13 protein-coding genes are annotated in these 16,254 nt (G+C 62.5%); 2 read left to right on the top strand and 11 right to left on the bottom strand.

Annotated features, from left to right (window positions below):
• Positions 1 to 26: 26 nt before the first annotated feature.
• From H621_RS28700 to H621_RS0104420, 7 genes are all read right to left on the bottom strand, one after another.
• Complete coding sequence (locus H621_RS28700) at positions 27 to 200, bottom strand: hypothetical protein (RefSeq protein ID WP_167332092.1); 174 nt, start codon at positions 198 to 200, stop codon at positions 27 to 29.
• Positions 197 to 1,324 carry a PepSY-associated TM helix domain-containing protein gene (locus H621_RS0104445; protein ID WP_028942203.1) on the bottom strand — a complete coding sequence of 376 codons (1,128 nt, stop codon included), beginning with the start codon at positions 1,322 to 1,324 and terminating at the stop codon, positions 197 to 199. Before H621_RS0104445 ends, H621_RS28700 begins: the two co-directional genes overlap by 4 nt.
• On the bottom strand, positions 1,324 to 3,747 hold the full coding sequence (locus H621_RS0104440) for a TonB-dependent siderophore receptor (protein ID WP_028942202.1): 2,424 nt from the start codon (positions 3,745 to 3,747) through the stop codon (positions 1,324 to 1,326). The genes H621_RS0104445 and H621_RS0104440 overlap by 1 nt, the downstream gene beginning before the upstream one ends.
• A gap of 159 nt (positions 3,748 to 3,906) precedes the next feature.
• Positions 3,907 to 4,863, bottom strand: a complete 957-nt coding sequence (locus H621_RS0104435; protein WP_028942201.1) for a FecR domain-containing protein — start codon at positions 4,861 to 4,863, stop codon at positions 3,907 to 3,909.
• Positions 4,860 to 5,378, bottom strand: coding sequence for an RNA polymerase sigma factor (locus H621_RS0104430; RefSeq protein ID WP_028942200.1), 519 nt, complete (start codon positions 5,376 to 5,378; stop codon positions 4,860 to 4,862). The genes H621_RS0104435 and H621_RS0104430 overlap by 4 nt, the downstream gene beginning before the upstream one ends.
• A gap of 94 nt (positions 5,379 to 5,472) precedes the next feature.
• Positions 5,473 to 6,177, bottom strand: a complete 705-nt coding sequence (locus H621_RS0104425) for a 3'-5' exonuclease (protein ID WP_028942199.1) — start codon at positions 6,175 to 6,177, stop codon at positions 5,473 to 5,475.
• On the bottom strand, positions 6,174 to 8,111 hold the full coding sequence (locus H621_RS0104420; protein WP_028942198.1) for a DUF294 nucleotidyltransferase-like domain-containing protein: 1,938 nt from the start codon (positions 8,109 to 8,111) through the stop codon (positions 6,174 to 6,176). Before H621_RS0104420 ends, H621_RS0104425 begins: the two co-directional genes overlap by 4 nt.
• Before the next feature lie 237 nt (positions 8,112 to 8,348).
• On the opposite strand from H621_RS0104420, the gene H621_RS0104415 reads away from it, so the two are divergent.
• A complete protein-coding gene (locus H621_RS0104415; protein WP_028942197.1) occupies positions 8,349 to 8,792 on the top strand; it encodes a response regulator in 444 nt (147 codons plus the stop codon).
• Positions 8,793 to 8,859: 67 nt separating this feature from the next.
• Here H621_RS0104415 and H621_RS0104410 read toward each other — a convergent pair whose 3' ends face one another.
• Positions 8,860 to 11,037, bottom strand: coding sequence for a malate synthase G (locus H621_RS0104410; protein ID WP_028942196.1), 2,178 nt, complete (start codon positions 11,035 to 11,037; stop codon positions 8,860 to 8,862).
• A gap of 436 nt (positions 11,038 to 11,473) precedes the next feature.
• Between H621_RS0104410 and H621_RS0104405 the strand changes: the two genes are divergently transcribed.
• Positions 11,474 to 11,992, top strand: a complete 519-nt coding sequence (locus H621_RS0104405; RefSeq protein WP_028942195.1) for a glycine cleavage system transcriptional repressor — start codon at positions 11,474 to 11,476, stop codon at positions 11,990 to 11,992.
• Between the two features lie 211 nt (positions 11,993 to 12,203).
• Here the strand turns inward: H621_RS0104405 and rarD are convergent, their stop codons facing one another.
• From rarD to H621_RS0104390, 3 genes are all read right to left on the bottom strand, one after another.
• Entirely contained in the window at positions 12,204 to 13,091 is an 888-nt protein-coding gene (gene rarD, locus H621_RS0104400) for an EamA family transporter RarD (RefSeq protein WP_028942194.1), read from the bottom strand.
• 64 nt (positions 13,092 to 13,155) lie between these two features.
• Complete coding sequence (locus H621_RS0104395; RefSeq protein ID WP_028942193.1) at positions 13,156 to 14,130, bottom strand: serine/threonine protein kinase; 975 nt, start codon at positions 14,128 to 14,130, stop codon at positions 13,156 to 13,158.
• A gap of 181 nt (positions 14,131 to 14,311) precedes the next feature.
• A complete protein-coding gene (locus tag H621_RS0104390; protein WP_028942192.1) occupies positions 14,312 to 16,213 on the bottom strand; it encodes a PhoX family protein in 1,902 nt (633 codons plus the stop codon).
• Positions 16,214 to 16,254 lie beyond the last annotated feature (41 nt).

The raw sequence follows: 16,254 nt of genomic DNA, 5'->3' as shown, positions 1-16,254 counted from the left end.
CATCGCCGGCAAGCCGGCCCCCGCAGTTACCTGCAAAACCCCCGCACGCTGTACCAGGCGGGCAAGCCCAGCCCGACCCAGGCCAGGGCATCCCACCAACCATCCCCCAGCAACGCCGCAAACAACCCTGCAGCACCCAGCAGGGCGATCAGTGCGGGCACCCCGAACACCGACCGCAGGCTTGATGACTTGCGCTTCATCCCGTCACCTGCGCCTGTGCTGCCGGCACTGCAGCCCGGCGCCGAACCACCCACAGGTACACGCCACTGCCCAGTACGATGATCGTCAGCACATCCAGCACGGCCCAGAGGATCTGCATCGGGCGGCCACCGTAGTCACCGAAGTGCAGCGGTTGTGACAGCCCCATGGCATCCATGTACCAGGGCCGTTCGCCCACGGCGGTGACCGCCAGGGTGCTCGCATCGATCAGTACCGGTGTCAGCAGGTGCGCCGTCAGGTGGGTACCGCCTTTCATGAACACCGCGTAATGGTGCTCGCTGGAGAAGCGCGTACCCGGGAAGGCGATGAAGTCCGGCACCATGCCCGGTGCAGCCTCGGCAGCGATGTCCAGCACGCGGCTGACGGGCGCCAGCGCTGTCAGGGGCGGGGCGTCGCGGTAGGGGGCGACCATGGCGCTGAGGCTGTCGTTGCGCCATGCGGCGATGACCAGGTCCGACAGGGCGCTGATAACGCCGGTCACGCCCACCACCAATGCCCAGGTCAGGGTGACGATGCCGATCAGGTTGTGCAGGTCGAGCCAGCGCAGGCGCCGCGATTTCTCGTGGCGCACGGTGGCGAACTTGAGCCGACGCATGAACGGTGAGTACAGCACCACGCCGGAGATGATCGCCACCACGAACAGCACGCCCATGAACGCCAGCAGCAGCTTGCCGGGCAATCCGGCGAACATGTCCACATGCAGGCGCAGCATGGTCAGCATGAAGCCGCCATTGGCCGAGGGCATTTCCACTGCATCGCCGGTGCGGGCATCGAGCATGAAGGTGTGCGACGAGTTGGGCTCGGTACCGGCCGTGGCAGCCATGATCGCGATCACGCCGTTACTGTCGTCTTCATCCCAGCCGAAGTACTGCATCACCTCGCCGGGCCGATGTGCCTCGGCCTTGAGCACCAGTTGCTGGAGGTCCAGCTTCGGTGTGTCGGCCGGCATTTCCTTGAGTTGCGGCGCATCGCCCAACAGGTGGTCGATTTCGTGGTGGAAGATCAGCGGCAAGCCGGTGACCGCCAGCATCAGCAGGAACACGGTGCAGATCAGGCTGGTCCAGGTGTGGATGAAGGACCAGCGGCGTATGGTCTGGCTTTTCATCAGAACTTGTAGTTCACGCTGGCGACCACGTTGCGCTCGTCACCGTAGTAGCACCAGTAACCATCGCAGTTGGCCAGGTAGTCCTTATCGAACAAGTTCTTGGCTTCCACGGCTACGGTCATGCCTTTGAGGGTGCTGACCTTGCGGCCCAGGTCGTAGTGTACCGAGGCGTCGTAGACCGTGTAGGAGCCGACATGACCCAGGTCGGTGTTGGTGGTGTTGCCGTAGTTGTCACCCACATAGCGCACGCCACCGCCTACGCCGAAGCCGTCAAGCGCACCGTTGTGCCAAGTGTAGTCGGCCCACAGGGTTGCCTGGTTACGCGGGATCAGTGCCATTCGGTTGCCTTCTTCGCCGGCAGCACCCTTGAGTATTTCGGTGTCGGTGTAGCTGTAGGAACCGATCAGCTTGAGGTTGTCGGTCACCTGGGTGGTGGCTTCCAGTTCGAGACCGCGTACTTGCAGTTCCCCGACCTGGCGAGTGATGTTGCCTTCGGCAACCTTGACGTTTTCCTGGCGCAGGTCATACACGGCAGCGGTATACAGGTTCTTGCTGCCCACCGGCTGGTACTTCACGCCCACTTCGTACTGACGCCCCTCGGTCGGTTTGAACGATTCGGCGGCAGCGACAGCGGCGCCGGTGGTCGGCTGGAACGACTCGGTATACGAGACGTACGGCGTGACACCGTTGTCGAACACGTAGCTCAGGCCGACGTTGCCGGTGAAGGCTTTGTCGCGCTCGGTGCTGGTGGCATCGTTCTGGTTGTGGAAAGTGGTGCCGGTGTGTACCCAGTCTTCACGACCGCCCAGGGTCAGGCGCCAGTTGTCCAGGGCGATCTGGTCCTGGACGTAGAAGCCGGTCTGGTAGGTCTTCTGGCCGTAGTCGTACATGGTGAAGTACGACACGTTGGAGAAGTCCTGGCCGTACGGTGGACGGATTACGTTGCCTGGCGGCACGCTGAAGCTCAGGCCGTAATCCCACTTGTAGTTGGTGTTCGAGCGCTGGTGGTCCAGGCCGATCAACAGGGTATGGGCCAGGTCGCCAGTCTGGAAGTCGGCCTGGAAGTTGTTGTCCACGGCGAACTGGCTGATGTCTTCGTTGACGATGCCGGTTTCACGCGGGACGGTGCCATCGGGCTGGATGGTGCCGTTGTTCATGGTTGCTACGTTGATACCCTGGAACGACAGGTCGCTCTTGGTGTAGCGAAGGTTCTGGCGGAACTGCCAGACATCGTTCAGACGATGCTCGAAGGCGTACCCGAGCGCGTAGTAAGTGCGGTCATAGAATTCCCAGTCCGGGTCGCCCAGGTTCTTGTGGTGAGAGATGTCACCTGCGGGCGAGTCCAGCTTGGTACCTTGCAGCGGCAGGAACTGGCCAGAGATGCCGGTATCGTCCCGGGTGTACTGGGTGATGAAGGTCAGCTTGGTGTCTTCATCCATATTCCAGGTCAGGCTCGGCGCAATGTTGTAGCGCTTGTCTGGAACATGATCGGTTGGTGAGTCACTGTCGCGTACCACCCCGCTGACGCGATAGAGGAACTGGCCCTCATCATCAATCTTGCCGGTGCTGTCGAAATTGAATTGGCGATGGTTGTTGCTACCCACCTGAGCTTCGATCTGGTGGGCGCTTTCAGCCTGCGGACGACGGCTGACCATGTCGAGCATGCCGCCGGGCGGGGTCTGGCCGTAGACCGAGGAGGCTGGCCCGCGCAGCACGGCGATGCGCTCAAGGTTCCAGGGTTCGACTTTCGGGTTGGCGAACGAGCCCTTGGGCAGCGGCAGGCCGTCGAGGAACTGGGTCGGGTCGAAGCCGCGAACGCGCAACCAGTCTGAGCGGGGGTCGGAAGCATAGCCGCTGCTCTGTACGCCGGCGGTGTAGCGCAGGGCATCGTTGAGGTTGAGGACCTGGCGGTCATCCAGTTGCTCGCGGGTGATGACTGTCATCGAGCGCGGGATTTCAACGATGGGCGTATCGGTCTTGGTGCCTGCGGCGGTGCGGGTGGCAGTGAAACCGGTGGCCGGCCCCCAGGCACTTTCATAGTCGCCGGTGGCATTGATGCTGGTTTCCGGCAGCGCCAAGGTGCCCTCGGGGGTAGCGATCAGGCTGTAGGTGCCCGCGCTGCTCTGCTGCAGTTGCAGGCCGGTGCCGCGCAGGGCTGCCTGCAGGGCGCCAGCGCCGTTGTACTGGCCCTTGACCGGCGCCGAGGTGCGGCCTGCGGCCAGGCTCGGGTCCAGGCTCAGGGCGATGCCGGCCTGGCTGGCGATCTGGTTCAGGGTGCTGGACAGCGGACCGGCGGGCAGGTCGTAGCTGCGCATCGCCGACTGCTCGGCAGCGATCAGCGGGCTGCTCGCCAGCGGGGCGGACAGGGCAATGGCCATGGCCAGCAGGCTGGGGCGCAGGAAAGTTTCAAAAGCGCGGGTCATGCAGCGGCTCCTCGACGGATAAGTGCTAACTAGCTTCCTTGCCGAGTGAGTTGGGAAAAGTGACAGGGGTTAGTGAAAATTATTTTGATTTGTATTGCACAGGGTTCGCGGGGCAAGTCCGCTCCCACAATGGAAGCAGGTTTGCCCCGCAATAAGGCTTTACTGGCGAGCCACCACCGTGACCCACCATGGGCTGTGTTGCTCGATCTGCACCGGCAAGGTCGGCAGCAGCGAGGTCAGGGCCAGGTTGGTGTCGTTGAGCGGGAAGCTGCCGGTGATGCGCAGGTCGGCCACTTCCGGGGCAACGCTCAGGTAGCCGCTGCGGTAGCGGCCCAGTTCGTCGATCAGCTCGCTCAGGCGCACGTTGTCGACCACCAGCATGCCGCGGGTCCAGGCGTCGGCACCCATATTCACGCCGGCGATCTGGCCGAGCTGATCATGGGTCATCAGCACTTGCTGGCCTTCACGCAGGATCTGCTCGTCACCGCTGTCCTGCGGGCGTGCCGCCACGGCTGACTGCAGTACGCTCAGCCGGGTGCCGTCATCCTCCAGCTTGACCAGGAAGCGCGTGCCAAGGGCGCGCATGCGTCCGTCTTCGGTGGCAACCACGAACGGGCGGTCGTCCTTGTGGCCGGTTTCGATGGAGATTTCACCCTCATGCAGCACGATCAGGCGTTCTTTCTCATCGAAGCGGATGTCGACCGCCGAGTGGGTGTTGAGGCTGATCATCGTGCCGTCGGTCAGACGCAGGGTGCGCTGCTCGCCGGTGGCGGTGCGCTGGTCGGCCAGCCAGTAGCCCAGCGACTGGTGCGCGCTGACCCAACTGAGCATGCCCGCCACCAGCACCAGGCTGGCCACGCCGCGGCCCAGCTTGCGCACGCGCTGGCGCAGGCCGGTGCGTGATTGCAGGAGGGCCTGGCGTGCAGGACCCGCCGCGGCACTGAAGCGTTGATCGAGCATGCCCAGTTGCCTCCAGGCCCGGGCATGTTCTTCGTCGGCGGCGTGCCAGCGGGCAAACTCGGCGCGTTCCTCGCTGCTGCCGCTGCCCGAGTCAAGGCACAGCTGCCAGGCGATCGCGGCGTCGAGCACCCGGGCGCTTACCGGCTTGTTGTTCATGTTGGTTCACCGTACAGGGCGATATAGCACTGGCGCATGCCCTGGGCCAGGTATTGGCGCACCCGCGAAACCGAAACCCCCAGGCGCTCGGCGATCTCAGCGTGGTTCAGGCCGTCGAGCCGATTGTACAAGAAGGCCGCGCGCGCCTTGCTCGACAGCTTGCCGAGCAGGCGGTCGATGGCCTTGAGGTCTTCGAGGATCAGGTGTTGTTCTTCCGGGGAGGGCTGTTCGGCTTCAGGGACCAGCATCAGTTCGGCCAGGTAGGCCTGCTCCAGGGCTGCACGACGAAAGTGATCGAACAACAGGCCCTTGGCAATGGCCAGGAGAAACGCCCGGGGTTCGCGCGGTGCAGGCAGCTCATCGCGCCCGAGCAGGCGCACGAAGGTGTCCTGGCTCAGGTCTTCGGCGCGCTCGGCGCAGACGATGTTGCGCCGCAGCCAAGCGAGTAGCCAGCTGCGGTGGTCACGGTAGAGGGTACCGACCAGCTCGCTGTGTGGGCTTTGCACGGACGACAAGACGTTCCCCGAAAATATGCGTTAACTAACGAGAATTATTCGCGATTGTCGCAGAATGTGTTCGCTAAACGCAATTGACGCTCATCGGTTGACGCTAGAAACCGTGGCTCTGGTGCCGTCGGCGCCGCCAGCGTTGCAGGTGCTGGTCGAGCAGTACCGGACTGTCGAGCTGCTGGCGGCGGGCCTGGCTGAAGAGAACCAAGGCAAGTTCCGCAGTGACCATGGCGTCGGCACTGGCATTGTGGCGTTCGATGGCCTCCAGTCCGAAGCAGGCTGTCCAATCATCCAGGCCGGCTTCGCGCAGGGTGATCTGCGGGTTGAGCAGGGGCGCAAGCTCGGCAATATCGAAGAAGACATGTTGCAGGCGATAGCCCAGGTGGTCTTTGAGTGCCCGGGTCAGCATGCGCTGGTCGAAGGGCGCGTGAAAGGCCAGCACCGGACTGTCGCCGATAAAGGCCATCAAGTCGAGCAGGGCATCGGCGGGGTCACAGCCGGCCGCGATGGCGCTGGGCCCCAGGCCATGAATCAGCACACTCGAGGTGAGCTTGTGATCGCGCTGGTAGAGGGTACGCTCGAACTGTTGACCGAAGTCGATGGCGCCATCCTCGATCACCACCGCACCGATGGACAGCACCTGGTCGCGGTTGGTGTTCAGGCCGCTGGTTTCCAGATCCAGCACCACCCAGCGCTGACGGCGCAGGGTGTCTTCGCTCAGGGGCGCCGGTGCGGGCAGTTCGCTCACCTGTTGGCGTACGCTGTCTTCGATCTGCCGCGGTCGTAGCCAGGCGAACAGGCTCACAGCTGATACCTCAGGGCCAGGCTGCCTTGCAGGCGCTGGGCCTGGCGCAGGGACTCGCGCAAGATGCGCCGGTCCAGGTGATTGAGGCTGTCGGGGTCGACACGGTTGGAGTAGGGCAGATTCTGGCGGCTCTGCAATTGGTGTTGCTGCATGCGGGTCTGCTGGATGAAGTGGTAGGCCTCCTCATAGGCGGCGCCATCGAGCGGGTCGATCACTTCGCGGGTAACCAGTTCGCGCAGGCGTTCCAGGGTATTGATGGCACTGATGCCGTTGGCCAGGGCGAGCAGCCGCGCGCCATCGACGAAGGGCGTAAGGCCCTGCACCTTGAGGTCGAGTGTGGCCGCTTTGTCGTTGCCTTTGCGGGTTAGCACGAACTCGCGGAAACGTCCCACCGGTGGCCGCTGGCGCAAGGCGTTCTCGGCCATCATGCGCTGGAACAGACGGTTGTCGGCCACTTGTTCAAGGATGCTCTGGCGCAGTTGCTCACAGGCCTCCTCATTGCCCCAGGCCACGCGCAGGTCAAAGTAGATGCTCGATGCCAGCAGGTTTTCCGGGGTGGCCTCGCGGATGAAGGCAGCAAAGCGTCGGGCCCACTCGGCGCGGGACAGGCAAAGCTCGGGGTTGCCGGCCATGATGTTGCCCTTGCACAGGGTAAAGCCGCATTGGGCCAGCCCCTGGTTGATGTGCTGGGCCAGTGGCAGCAGGCGGCCCCGCAACTCGGCGGCGTGGGCCGCGTCGCGGGCTTCGAAAATGATGCCGTTGTCCTGGTCGGTGTGCAGGGTCTGTTCGCGGCGGCCCTCACTGCCAAAGCACAACCAGCTGAAGGGTATGCCGGGATCGCCCTTGTCTTCGATGGCCAGTTCGATCACCCGGCACACGGTGTGGTCGTTGAGCAGGGTGATGATCTGGGTGATCTGCGTTGACGACGCGCCATGGGCCAGCATGCGCTCGACCAACTGGCCGATTTCGCCGCGCAGCGATACCAGGCTTTCGATACGGGTGGCATGGCGGATGGTTCGCGCCAGGTGTACCAGGTCGACCCGTTGTAGCGAGAACAGGTCGCGCTCGGAGACCACGCCGCACAGGCGCTTGTCGTCGACCAGGCAGACGTGGGCGATGTGCCGTTCGGTCATGGCGATGGCCGCGTCGAATGCACTGGCCTGCGGGCTCAGGTAGAACGGATTGGCGGTCATGTGGCCGCCAATGGGCTGGGCGAAGTCGGCGCTGGCATCGGCCACCACCTGGCGCAGATCGCGCAGGGTGAAAATGCCGATGGGAAAGCGCTGGGCATCGACGATCACGATGCTGCCCACTTGTTGCTCATGCATCAGGGCCACGGCTTCGCGCAGTGGTGTTTGCCGGTCGCAGACCACCGGGTGGCGCATGGCCAGTTCACCCAGGCGGGTGTTGAGTGAGTACTGGGTGCCCAAGGTTTCTACCGCACGGCGCTGGACCTGCTGGTTGACCTGGTCGAGCAGGCTGCTCACGCCGCGCAGGGCGAAGTCTCGAAAGGCTTCGGACAGGGCGAACAGGCGGATGAACGCGGCCTTGTTCAGTTGCAGGCAGAAGGTGTCTTCGGCGGCGAGGTGTTCGGTGCGGGTGGCGCGTTCGCCCAGCAGGGCGGCGAGCGGAAAGCACTCGCCGCTGGCGATCTCGAAGGTGGTTTCGGTGCCGGGGCGGGACACGTGCTGGCGCTCACCGACCACACGCCCCTGCTTGACGATGTAAAAGTGCTCAACCGGGCCGTCGCTGGGCTTGATGATGCTGTCTTTGGCTGCATAGAAGCGCAGCTGGCACTGCTCCACCAAAAACGCCAGGTGGGCGTTTTCCATCAGGTTGAACGGTGGAAAGCGTTGCAGAAACTGCAGGGTCCCTTGGATGTTCTGCAGTACTGCAGTCTTTCCTGCCTGGGCGAAGGCGTCCATTTTGCTCATGAACATTTACCGCGTCTTTTGTGTCGGCACATGGGGCGCCGGCCTTGTTGTTTTCGGCTTTCATGGTCGGATGCCAGGCGTCCAGTGCCCATTGGACGTAAGTCTAAATGGTGCGACGGCCAGGGTGAGAATTACGACGGGTGTCAAATTCTCGTCGACGGTGGGTTGCAAGCTGATCAAAAGCGGTCTGAACTTGATTCAAGGGAAATTTTTCGAGCGTTTTTCAACGAGACGGCCATGCCTGACCAAGACGACATACTGAGTGACGCCGAGCGTGAAGCACTGGCGGCAGTGACTGCGCCCACTGCTGGGCCGCAGAAGGTATTGATCGTCGATGACAATCAACAGGCCCGTGAAGCTCTCGCCAGTTACCTCAAGAGCAGAGGCATCCAGTGTCTGACCGCGCAGAATGCCGAGCGGGCGTTGGCGTGCCTGAACGGCGAGCGGGACATTGGCTTGTTGATTACGGATTTGCGCATGGAGCCCTTCGATGGGCTGGAGTTGATTCGGCAGATTCGCGAATCGGATAAAGCAGCGTTGCCGATCATTATTGTGTCCGGCGATGCCGATGTGCCAGACGCCATTGCGGCGATGCACTTGAGTGTCGTCGACTTCCTGCTCAAGCCGATCGATCTGGAGCGTTTGATGGTGCTGGTGCGCAGGGAGCTGGGAATCAAATGATCGCGGGGCAAGCCTGCTCCCGTAGGAGCGGCGGTGCGATGTCTCGACTTGCCCCGCGATTGTTCACTTACAGACCGTTCTTGGCCTTGAACTCACGACGACGACGATGCAGCACTGGCTCGGTGTAGCCGTTTGGCTGCCTGGTGCCTTCGACGACCAGTTCGACCGCCGCCTGGAAGGCGATGTTGTTGTCGAAGTCTGGTGCGAGCGGGCGGTACAGCGGGTCGTTGGCGTTCTGCTTGTCGACCACCGGTGCCATGCGCTTGAGGCTTTCCAGTACCTGGGCCTCGGTGACAATACCGTGGCGTAGCCAGTTGGCCAGCAGTTGCGCAGAGATACGCAGGGTGGCGCGGTCTTCCATCAGGCCGACATCATTGATGTCCGGTACCTTCGAGCAACCCACGCCCTGGTCGATCCAGCGCACGACATAGCCAAGGATGCCCTGGGCGTTGTTGTCCAGCTCGTTGCGCTTTTCTTCTTCCGACCAGTTGGTGTCGGTGGCCAGCGGAATAGTCAGGATGTCATCAACCGACGCCGGGGCGCGCTTGGCAAGCTCGGCCTGGCGGGCGAACACGTCGACCTTATGGTAGTGCAGCGCGTGCAGCGCGGCGGCGGTCGGCGACGGAACCCAGGCGGTGTTGGCACCGGCCAGCGGGTGAGCGATCTTCTGCTCGAGCATGTCGGCCATCAGGTCCGGCATGGCCCACATGCCTTTACCTATCTGGGCGCGGCCTTGCAGGCCGGTAGCCAGGCCGATATCGACGTTGGAGTTCTCGTAGGCGCCGATCCACTTCTGGGTCTTCATGGCGCCCTTGCGCACGACGGCGCCGGCTTCCATGGAGGTGTGGATTTCATCACCGGTGCGGTCGAGGAAGCCGGTGTTGATGAACACCACGCGCTCGCTGGCAGCCTTGATACAGGCCTTGAGGTTGACCGTGGTACGGCGCTCCTCGTCCATGATGCCGACCTTCAGGGTGTTGCGCTTGAGGCCCAGCACGTCTTCGATGCGACCGAACAGCTCGTTGGTGAACGCCGCTTCTTCGGGGCCGTGCATCTTCGGTTTGACGATGTACACGGAACCGGTGCGGCTGTTCTTGCGGCTGGTGTTGCCGTTGAGGTTGTGGATCGCCGCCAGGTTGGTGACCAGGCCATCGAGGATGCCTTCCGGCACTTCGTTGCCGTCCTTGTCGAGGATGGCGTCGATGGTCATCAAGTGACCGACGTTACGCACGAACAGCAGCGAACGACCGTGCAGGGTAACCGAGCCACCGTTGGGCGCGGTGTATTCGCGGTCCGGGTTCATGGTGCGGGTGAAGGTCTGGCCGCCCTTGCTGACGCTTTCGGACAGGTCGCCTTTCATCAGGCCCAGCCAGTTGCGGTAGATCACCACTTTGTCATCGGCATCGACGGCGGCGACGGAGTCTTCGCAGTCCATGATGGTGGTGAGGGCGGCTTCCATCAGCACGTCCTTGATACCGGCCGGGTCGGTCTGGCCAACCGGGGTGCTGGCATCGACCTGGATCTCGAAATGCAGGCCGTTGTGCTTGAACAGGATAGCGGTCGGTGCCGAGGCATCGCCCTGGTAGCCGATCAGTTGCGCGTCATTGCGAAGGCCGCTGTTGCTGCCGCCCTTGAGGGCAACGACCAGCTTGCCGCCTTCGATACGGTAAGCGGTGGAATCGACATGGGAGCCGGCAGCCAGTGGCGCGGACTCGTCGAGGAAGGCGCGGGCGAAGGCGATTACCTTGTCGCCACGGACCTTGTTGTAGCCTTTGCCTTTTTCCGCGCCACCTTCTTCGCTGATGGCGTCGGTGCCGTACAGGGCATCGTACAGCGAGCCCCAACGGGCGTTGGAGGCGTTCAGGGCAAAGCGCGCATTCATCACTGGCACAACCAGCTGCGGGCCTGCCATGCGGGCAATTTCGTCATCGACGTTCTGGGTCGAGGCCTGGAAGTCTGCAGCTTCTGGCAGCAGGTATCCGATGTCCTGGAGGAAGGCTTTGTAAGCCACGGCATCGTGAGCCTGGCCTTTGCGCGCCTGGTGCCAGGCATCGATCTGCGCCTGCAGTGCGTCACGCTTGGCCAGCAGTGCTTTGTTCTTTGGAGCGAGGTCGTTGATGAGTTTTTCTGCCCCCACCCAGAACTGCTCGGCGTTGACGCCGGTTCCGGGAATGGCTTCGTTGTTCACGAAGTCGAACAGGACTTTGGCGACCTGAAGGCCACCGACTTGAACGTGTTCAGTCATTGCTTGCCTCACTCTGCTCAGCTATTCAGCTCTTCTATTTAAGCCTTGCGCGCTTCTCTAAACACGGCACCAGAACTTGCCCTCTGGGCGACTGGGTGCGGCCCGCCAGACGGGCTGGCGAGCGGTTGCGTATTTTCACAGGCGCCTTTGGCAGACATCGATTCGACGTTTTGTAGTCCGCGCTGCGGCATACTACATGATGCGCTGCGGTTGTGAAAATCAGACTAAATACGTCGTTCTGCGACCATTTGGTCGCAGAGGGTCACGCTGGGAGACAGTATGTTCTCAAAAAAGTGGCAGATTGTTCCAGATAAATCTTGAAACAGTACACGATTTGTTCTGAAGGCCAGCTGCGGCAGGTTGCCGCGCCTTGCCTATACTTTCTGCGCGCCCTTGATTTTCGGGCGTCCAACGGCAACCAGCAGAGGTAAGGCGCGTGGATCATCTCGTATTGACAGTAATCGCCCCGGACAAGGCAGGCCAGGTCGAGCGTATCGCCGAGTGCATTGCCGAGCATAACGGTAACTGGCTGGAGAGTCGCATGTCGCGCATGGCCGGGCAATTTGCCGGGATCCTGCGGGTGGCGGTGCCGGCGGAGTCCTATGACGAACTGGTCGAGGCGCTACAGGCCCTGGGCAAGTACGACATCCGCGTGCTGATCGCCGAAAGCGGCATTGAGCCTTCGTGTACCTGGAAGCCGATCGCAATGGAACTGGTGGGCAACGACCGCCCCGGCATTGTGCGTGACATTACCCGATTGTTGGCCGAGCAAGGGGTCAACCTCGAGCGCTTTACCACCGATGTGCGGCCGGCACCGATGAGCAGCGAGCCACTGTTCCATGCCGATGCCCTGCTGGCCATGCCGCTGACGTTGTCCCTGGATAGCCTGCAGGTCAAGCTCGAGGCGCTGGCCGACGATTTGATGGTGGAACTCAAACTGCGTCCGGAAGAATAGTTATCCCGTTTTGCCGGGGACCGGCCTGTGGATAAGCTGGGGGAAGCCGGCGCCAGCCCTTGCAGGCCGTGGCTTAGCCGCAATTGAGCAAAAAATCACCAATAATCAGTGGCTTGTGCACAAAGCGCGGGGATGAGGGTGTGGATAACCTTGGGAGAGGTTGCTGTAGGCCACGTATTACGTGGCCTACAGAGGTTTGTATGTTTTTTGATCAGCTGCGCCGGCGCAAACTCAGCCAGGCGTCGACACTGTAGAGGGCCAGGCCCGCCCAGATAAACATGAAGGCAACCAGGGTGCTGCTCGACAGGTGTTCACCGAACAGCAGCACGGCTTGCAGCAATACCAGGGTGGGCGCCAGGTACTGCAAGAAGCCCAAAGTAGTGTAGGGCAGATGCCGGGCGGCGGCGTTGAAACACACCAGCGGGATCAGCGTAACCGGTCCTGCTGCCATCAGCCAGAGCGCTTCGGTGCTGCTGTAGAAGCTTGGCTGGGCGCTGGCGGCCAAGGGGTTGAGCAGCAGCCAGCCGATGGCGAGGGGTACCAGCATCCAGGTTTCCACCACAAGCCCGGGCAGGGCCGCGACCGGCGCCTGCTTGCGGATCAGGCCGTAGAAGCCGAAGCTCAGCGCCAGCACCAGCGAAACCCAGGGCAAGCTGCCCACCTGCCAGACCTGCTGCGCCACACCGATCGCCGCCAGCCCGACCGCCACCCATTGCAGCCTTCTTAGCCGCTCGCCGAGCAACAACATGCCCAGCAGCACGTTGATCAGCGGGTTGATGTAGTAGCCCAGGCTGGCTTCGAGCATCCGGCCATTGTTTACCGACCACACATAGGTCAGCCAGTTGCCGGCAATCAACGAGCCGCTCAATGCCAGTATGGCGAGGCGCTTGGGGTTTTCGCGCAGTTCACGCCACCAGCCCGGGTGCTTCCACACCAAGAGCAACAATGAGCCGAACAGCGCCGACCAGAGTATCCGGTGAACGATGATTTCTACGGCGGGCACGCTTTGCAGCGCTTTGAAGTAGAGGGGGAACAAGCCCCAGATGATGTAGGCGCTCAGGCCCAGGATGTACCCGCGGCGCGGGTTGGCGGCGTGCATGCAGATTCCTTGCTTAGGCAGCTAACTAAAAGCAGTGGCTATTGTAGACAGTCTGGCCCGCGCATCAGAACAATTTCAGTGGCTCTTCATCCAGGGCAGCCATCTGCTCACGCAGGGCAAGGATCTGATCGCCCCAATAACGCTCCTGGCCAAACCAGGGGAAGCTGCGCGGGAACGCCGGGTCATCCCAGCGGCGTGCCAGCCAGGCGCTGTAGTGCAGCAGGCGAAGGGCGCGCAACGGCTCGATAAGTGCCAGTTCGCGCGGATCGAAATCATGGAACTCGTTGTAGCCATCCATCAGTTCGGCCAATTGCCCAAGGCGCTCCTGGCGGCTGCCGGCGAGCATCATCCACAGGTCCTGGACGGCTGGGCCCATGCGGCAGTCGTCGAGGTCGACGATGTGAAACACCTCGTCACGGCACATCATGTTGCCGGGGTGGCAGTCACCGTGCAGGCGGATGGTCTGGTGCGGGGTGTTGGCATATACGGCTTCGACTCGCTTGAGCAGGTCGCGGGCTACCGATTCGAACGCCGGCAGCAGGCTCTTGGGCACGAAATTGCCTTCAAGCAGGGTGTTCAGTGAGGCATGGCCAAAGTTATCCACTGCCAGGGCTTCACGGTGCTCGAAGGGGCGTGTGGCGCCCACACCATGCAAACGACCCAGCAGTTGCCCGAGGCGATAAAGCTGGTCCAGGTTGCCTGGTTCCGGTGCGCGGCCGCCGCGGCGGGGGAACAGGGTGAAGCGAAAGCCGCTGTGCTCGAACAGGGTTTCGCCGCTGTGGATAAGGGGTGCCACCACAGGCACGTCGCATTCAGCCAGTTCGGCGGTAAAGCTGTGCTCTTCGAGGATTGCCGCATCGGTCCAGCGATCCGGGCGGTAGAACTTGGCAATCAGCGGCTCGCTCCCTTCGATGCCTACCTGGTAGACGCGGTTCTCGTAGCTGTTGAGTGCCAGCACACGGGCATCGCTGAGAAAGCCGATGCTTTCCACGGCGTCGAGGACCAGGTCGGGGGTCAGTGTTTCGAAGGGGTGGGACATGTTCGCTCCTGCTGTGCGGCAGGTGGCCGCATCATGCAGGCATGGTACCTCACATCCTTGTGGGAGCGGCGCTGCGACGTCTTGACTTGCCCCCGCGATAGCGTTGTGTCTGGGATATCGCTTTCGCGGGGGCAAGTCAAGACGTCGCACCGCCGCTCCTACAGAGGTTTTTGTGCGGCGGTCAGGTGCCGACGATGCCGCCATCTTCTCGGCTGATGGCCATGACCGATGAGCGCGGCTTGCCGTTGGGCTGATGATCCGGGAAGGTCGAGCCCCCGGTTTCGCCTGGGTGCTGAATGCCAACGAACAGGGTGCGATGGTCTGGGGCAAAGGCGATGCCGGTCACTTCACAGGCCACGGGGCCGACCATGAAGCGACGGATCTCGCCACTCACCGGGTCGGCACAGAGCATCTGGTTGTTGCCCATGCCGGCGAAGTCGCCGGCATTGCTGTAATCGCCGTCAGTGAGAATCCACAGCCGGCCATCGGCATCGAAACCCAAGCCATCCGGGCTGTTGAACATGTTCTGCGGGGTGATGTTGCTTGATCCGCCCTTGGCGTCGCCCGCATGCACGGAGGGGTTGCCGGCGACAACGAACAGGTCCCACTCAAAGCTCATGGCGCCGTGGTCATCCTCGGTTTCACGCCAGCGCAGGATTTGCCCGTAGAGGTTTTTCTCCCTTGGGTTGGGGCCGCCGGCCGGTTGGCCTTCTTCGCCGCGTTTGGCGTTGTTGGTCAGGGTGCAATAGACCTGGCCATCCTTGGGGCTGACCACGATCCACTCCGGGCGGTCCATGCGCGTGGCCTTGAGCTGGCTGGCGGCCAGGCGGGCGTGGATCAGCACCTGGGCCTGGCTGGCAAAACCATTGGCGGCGTTCAGGCCATTCTTGCCGTGGCTCAGCTCCAGCCATTGGCCTTTGCCACGCGGGTGATCGGCATTGTTGTCGCCATCGTCGAAGCGGGCGACATACAGGGTGCCGTGGTCGAGCAGATTACGGTTGGCGCTGGGGTTCTTGTGATCGATGCGGTCGCGGCTGATGAACTTATAGATGAACTCGCCCCGTTCATCGTCGCCCATGTAGACCACTGCTCGGCCATCGCCGGTTTCGCCAAGGGCGGCGTTCTCGTGCTTGAAGCGACCCAGCGCGGTGCGCTTGACCGGCGTTGAATCTGGATCGAACGGATCGATTTCCACCACCCACCCATGACGGTTCAGCTCATTGGGATTCTTTGCCAGGTCGAAGCGCGGGTCATGTTGATGCCAGCCCACCTCTTTGCCGGTGACCGATGCGCCGTAGCGTTTCTGTCCGGCATCAAACGCCTGCGCTGTGTCGCTGCTGCCAAAGCAATCAGTAAAGTTCTCTTCGCAGGTCAGGTAGGTGCCCCACGGCGTCTTGCCGTTGGCGCAGTTCTGGAAGGTGCCCAGCACTTTGCGGCCGCTGTTGTCTGCTGCGGTTCTAAGCAAGGCATCGCCTGCGGCAGGGCCGCTGACGCGAATGGGCGTGTTGCCGTGGATGCGCCGGTTGTAGGGTGAACCCTGGACGAACTGCCACTGGCCGTTGCTGCGCTTGACCTCGATCACCGAGACGCCTTCGGCCGCCTGGGCCTTGTGCACCTCTTCTGCCGAGGTCGGCTGACCACCGTGGGCGAACAGGTAGCGGTAGTTGGTGTATTCGTTGTTGATCGCCATCAGCGCACGGTTGTCGTCACCTGGGAAGGGGAACAGGCTCATGCCGTCGTTGTTGTCACCAAACTGCAGTTCCTGGGCCTTGGCGCTGCCATTGCCTGACACATCGAAGGCCGGCGAGTCTGCGTGCAAGGGCTGGCCCCAACTGATCAGCACCGAGGCTTTGTAGCCCGGCGGCAGGCTGATGCTGTCGGCGCTCGCAGCCGGAATGCCGGTGAAACCAAGCAAGCTGCTGTTGGCGGCGCCGACGCTGGCGGCCATGACGCTGCGGCTGAGCAGATTGCCGCTCAGGAACAGGGCGGCCCCGCACAGGGCGCCGGCTCCGATGAAACGGCGACGGCTGAGGTTGACCAGCTGTTCGAGGTCGGTTTGCTGGTGTTCTTCTAATAGGTTCATGACAGGCTTCCTGCGGTTTTGGCAGTCACCTTAGTCAGGGG

Origin of the sequence: Pseudomonas vranovensis DSM 16006 (assembly GCF_000425805.1) — a bacterium.
Taxonomy (GTDB): Bacteria; Pseudomonadota; Gammaproteobacteria; order Pseudomonadales; family Pseudomonadaceae; genus Aquipseudomonas; species Aquipseudomonas vranovensis.
This window is presented reverse-complemented; position numbering and strand designations above follow the sequence as displayed.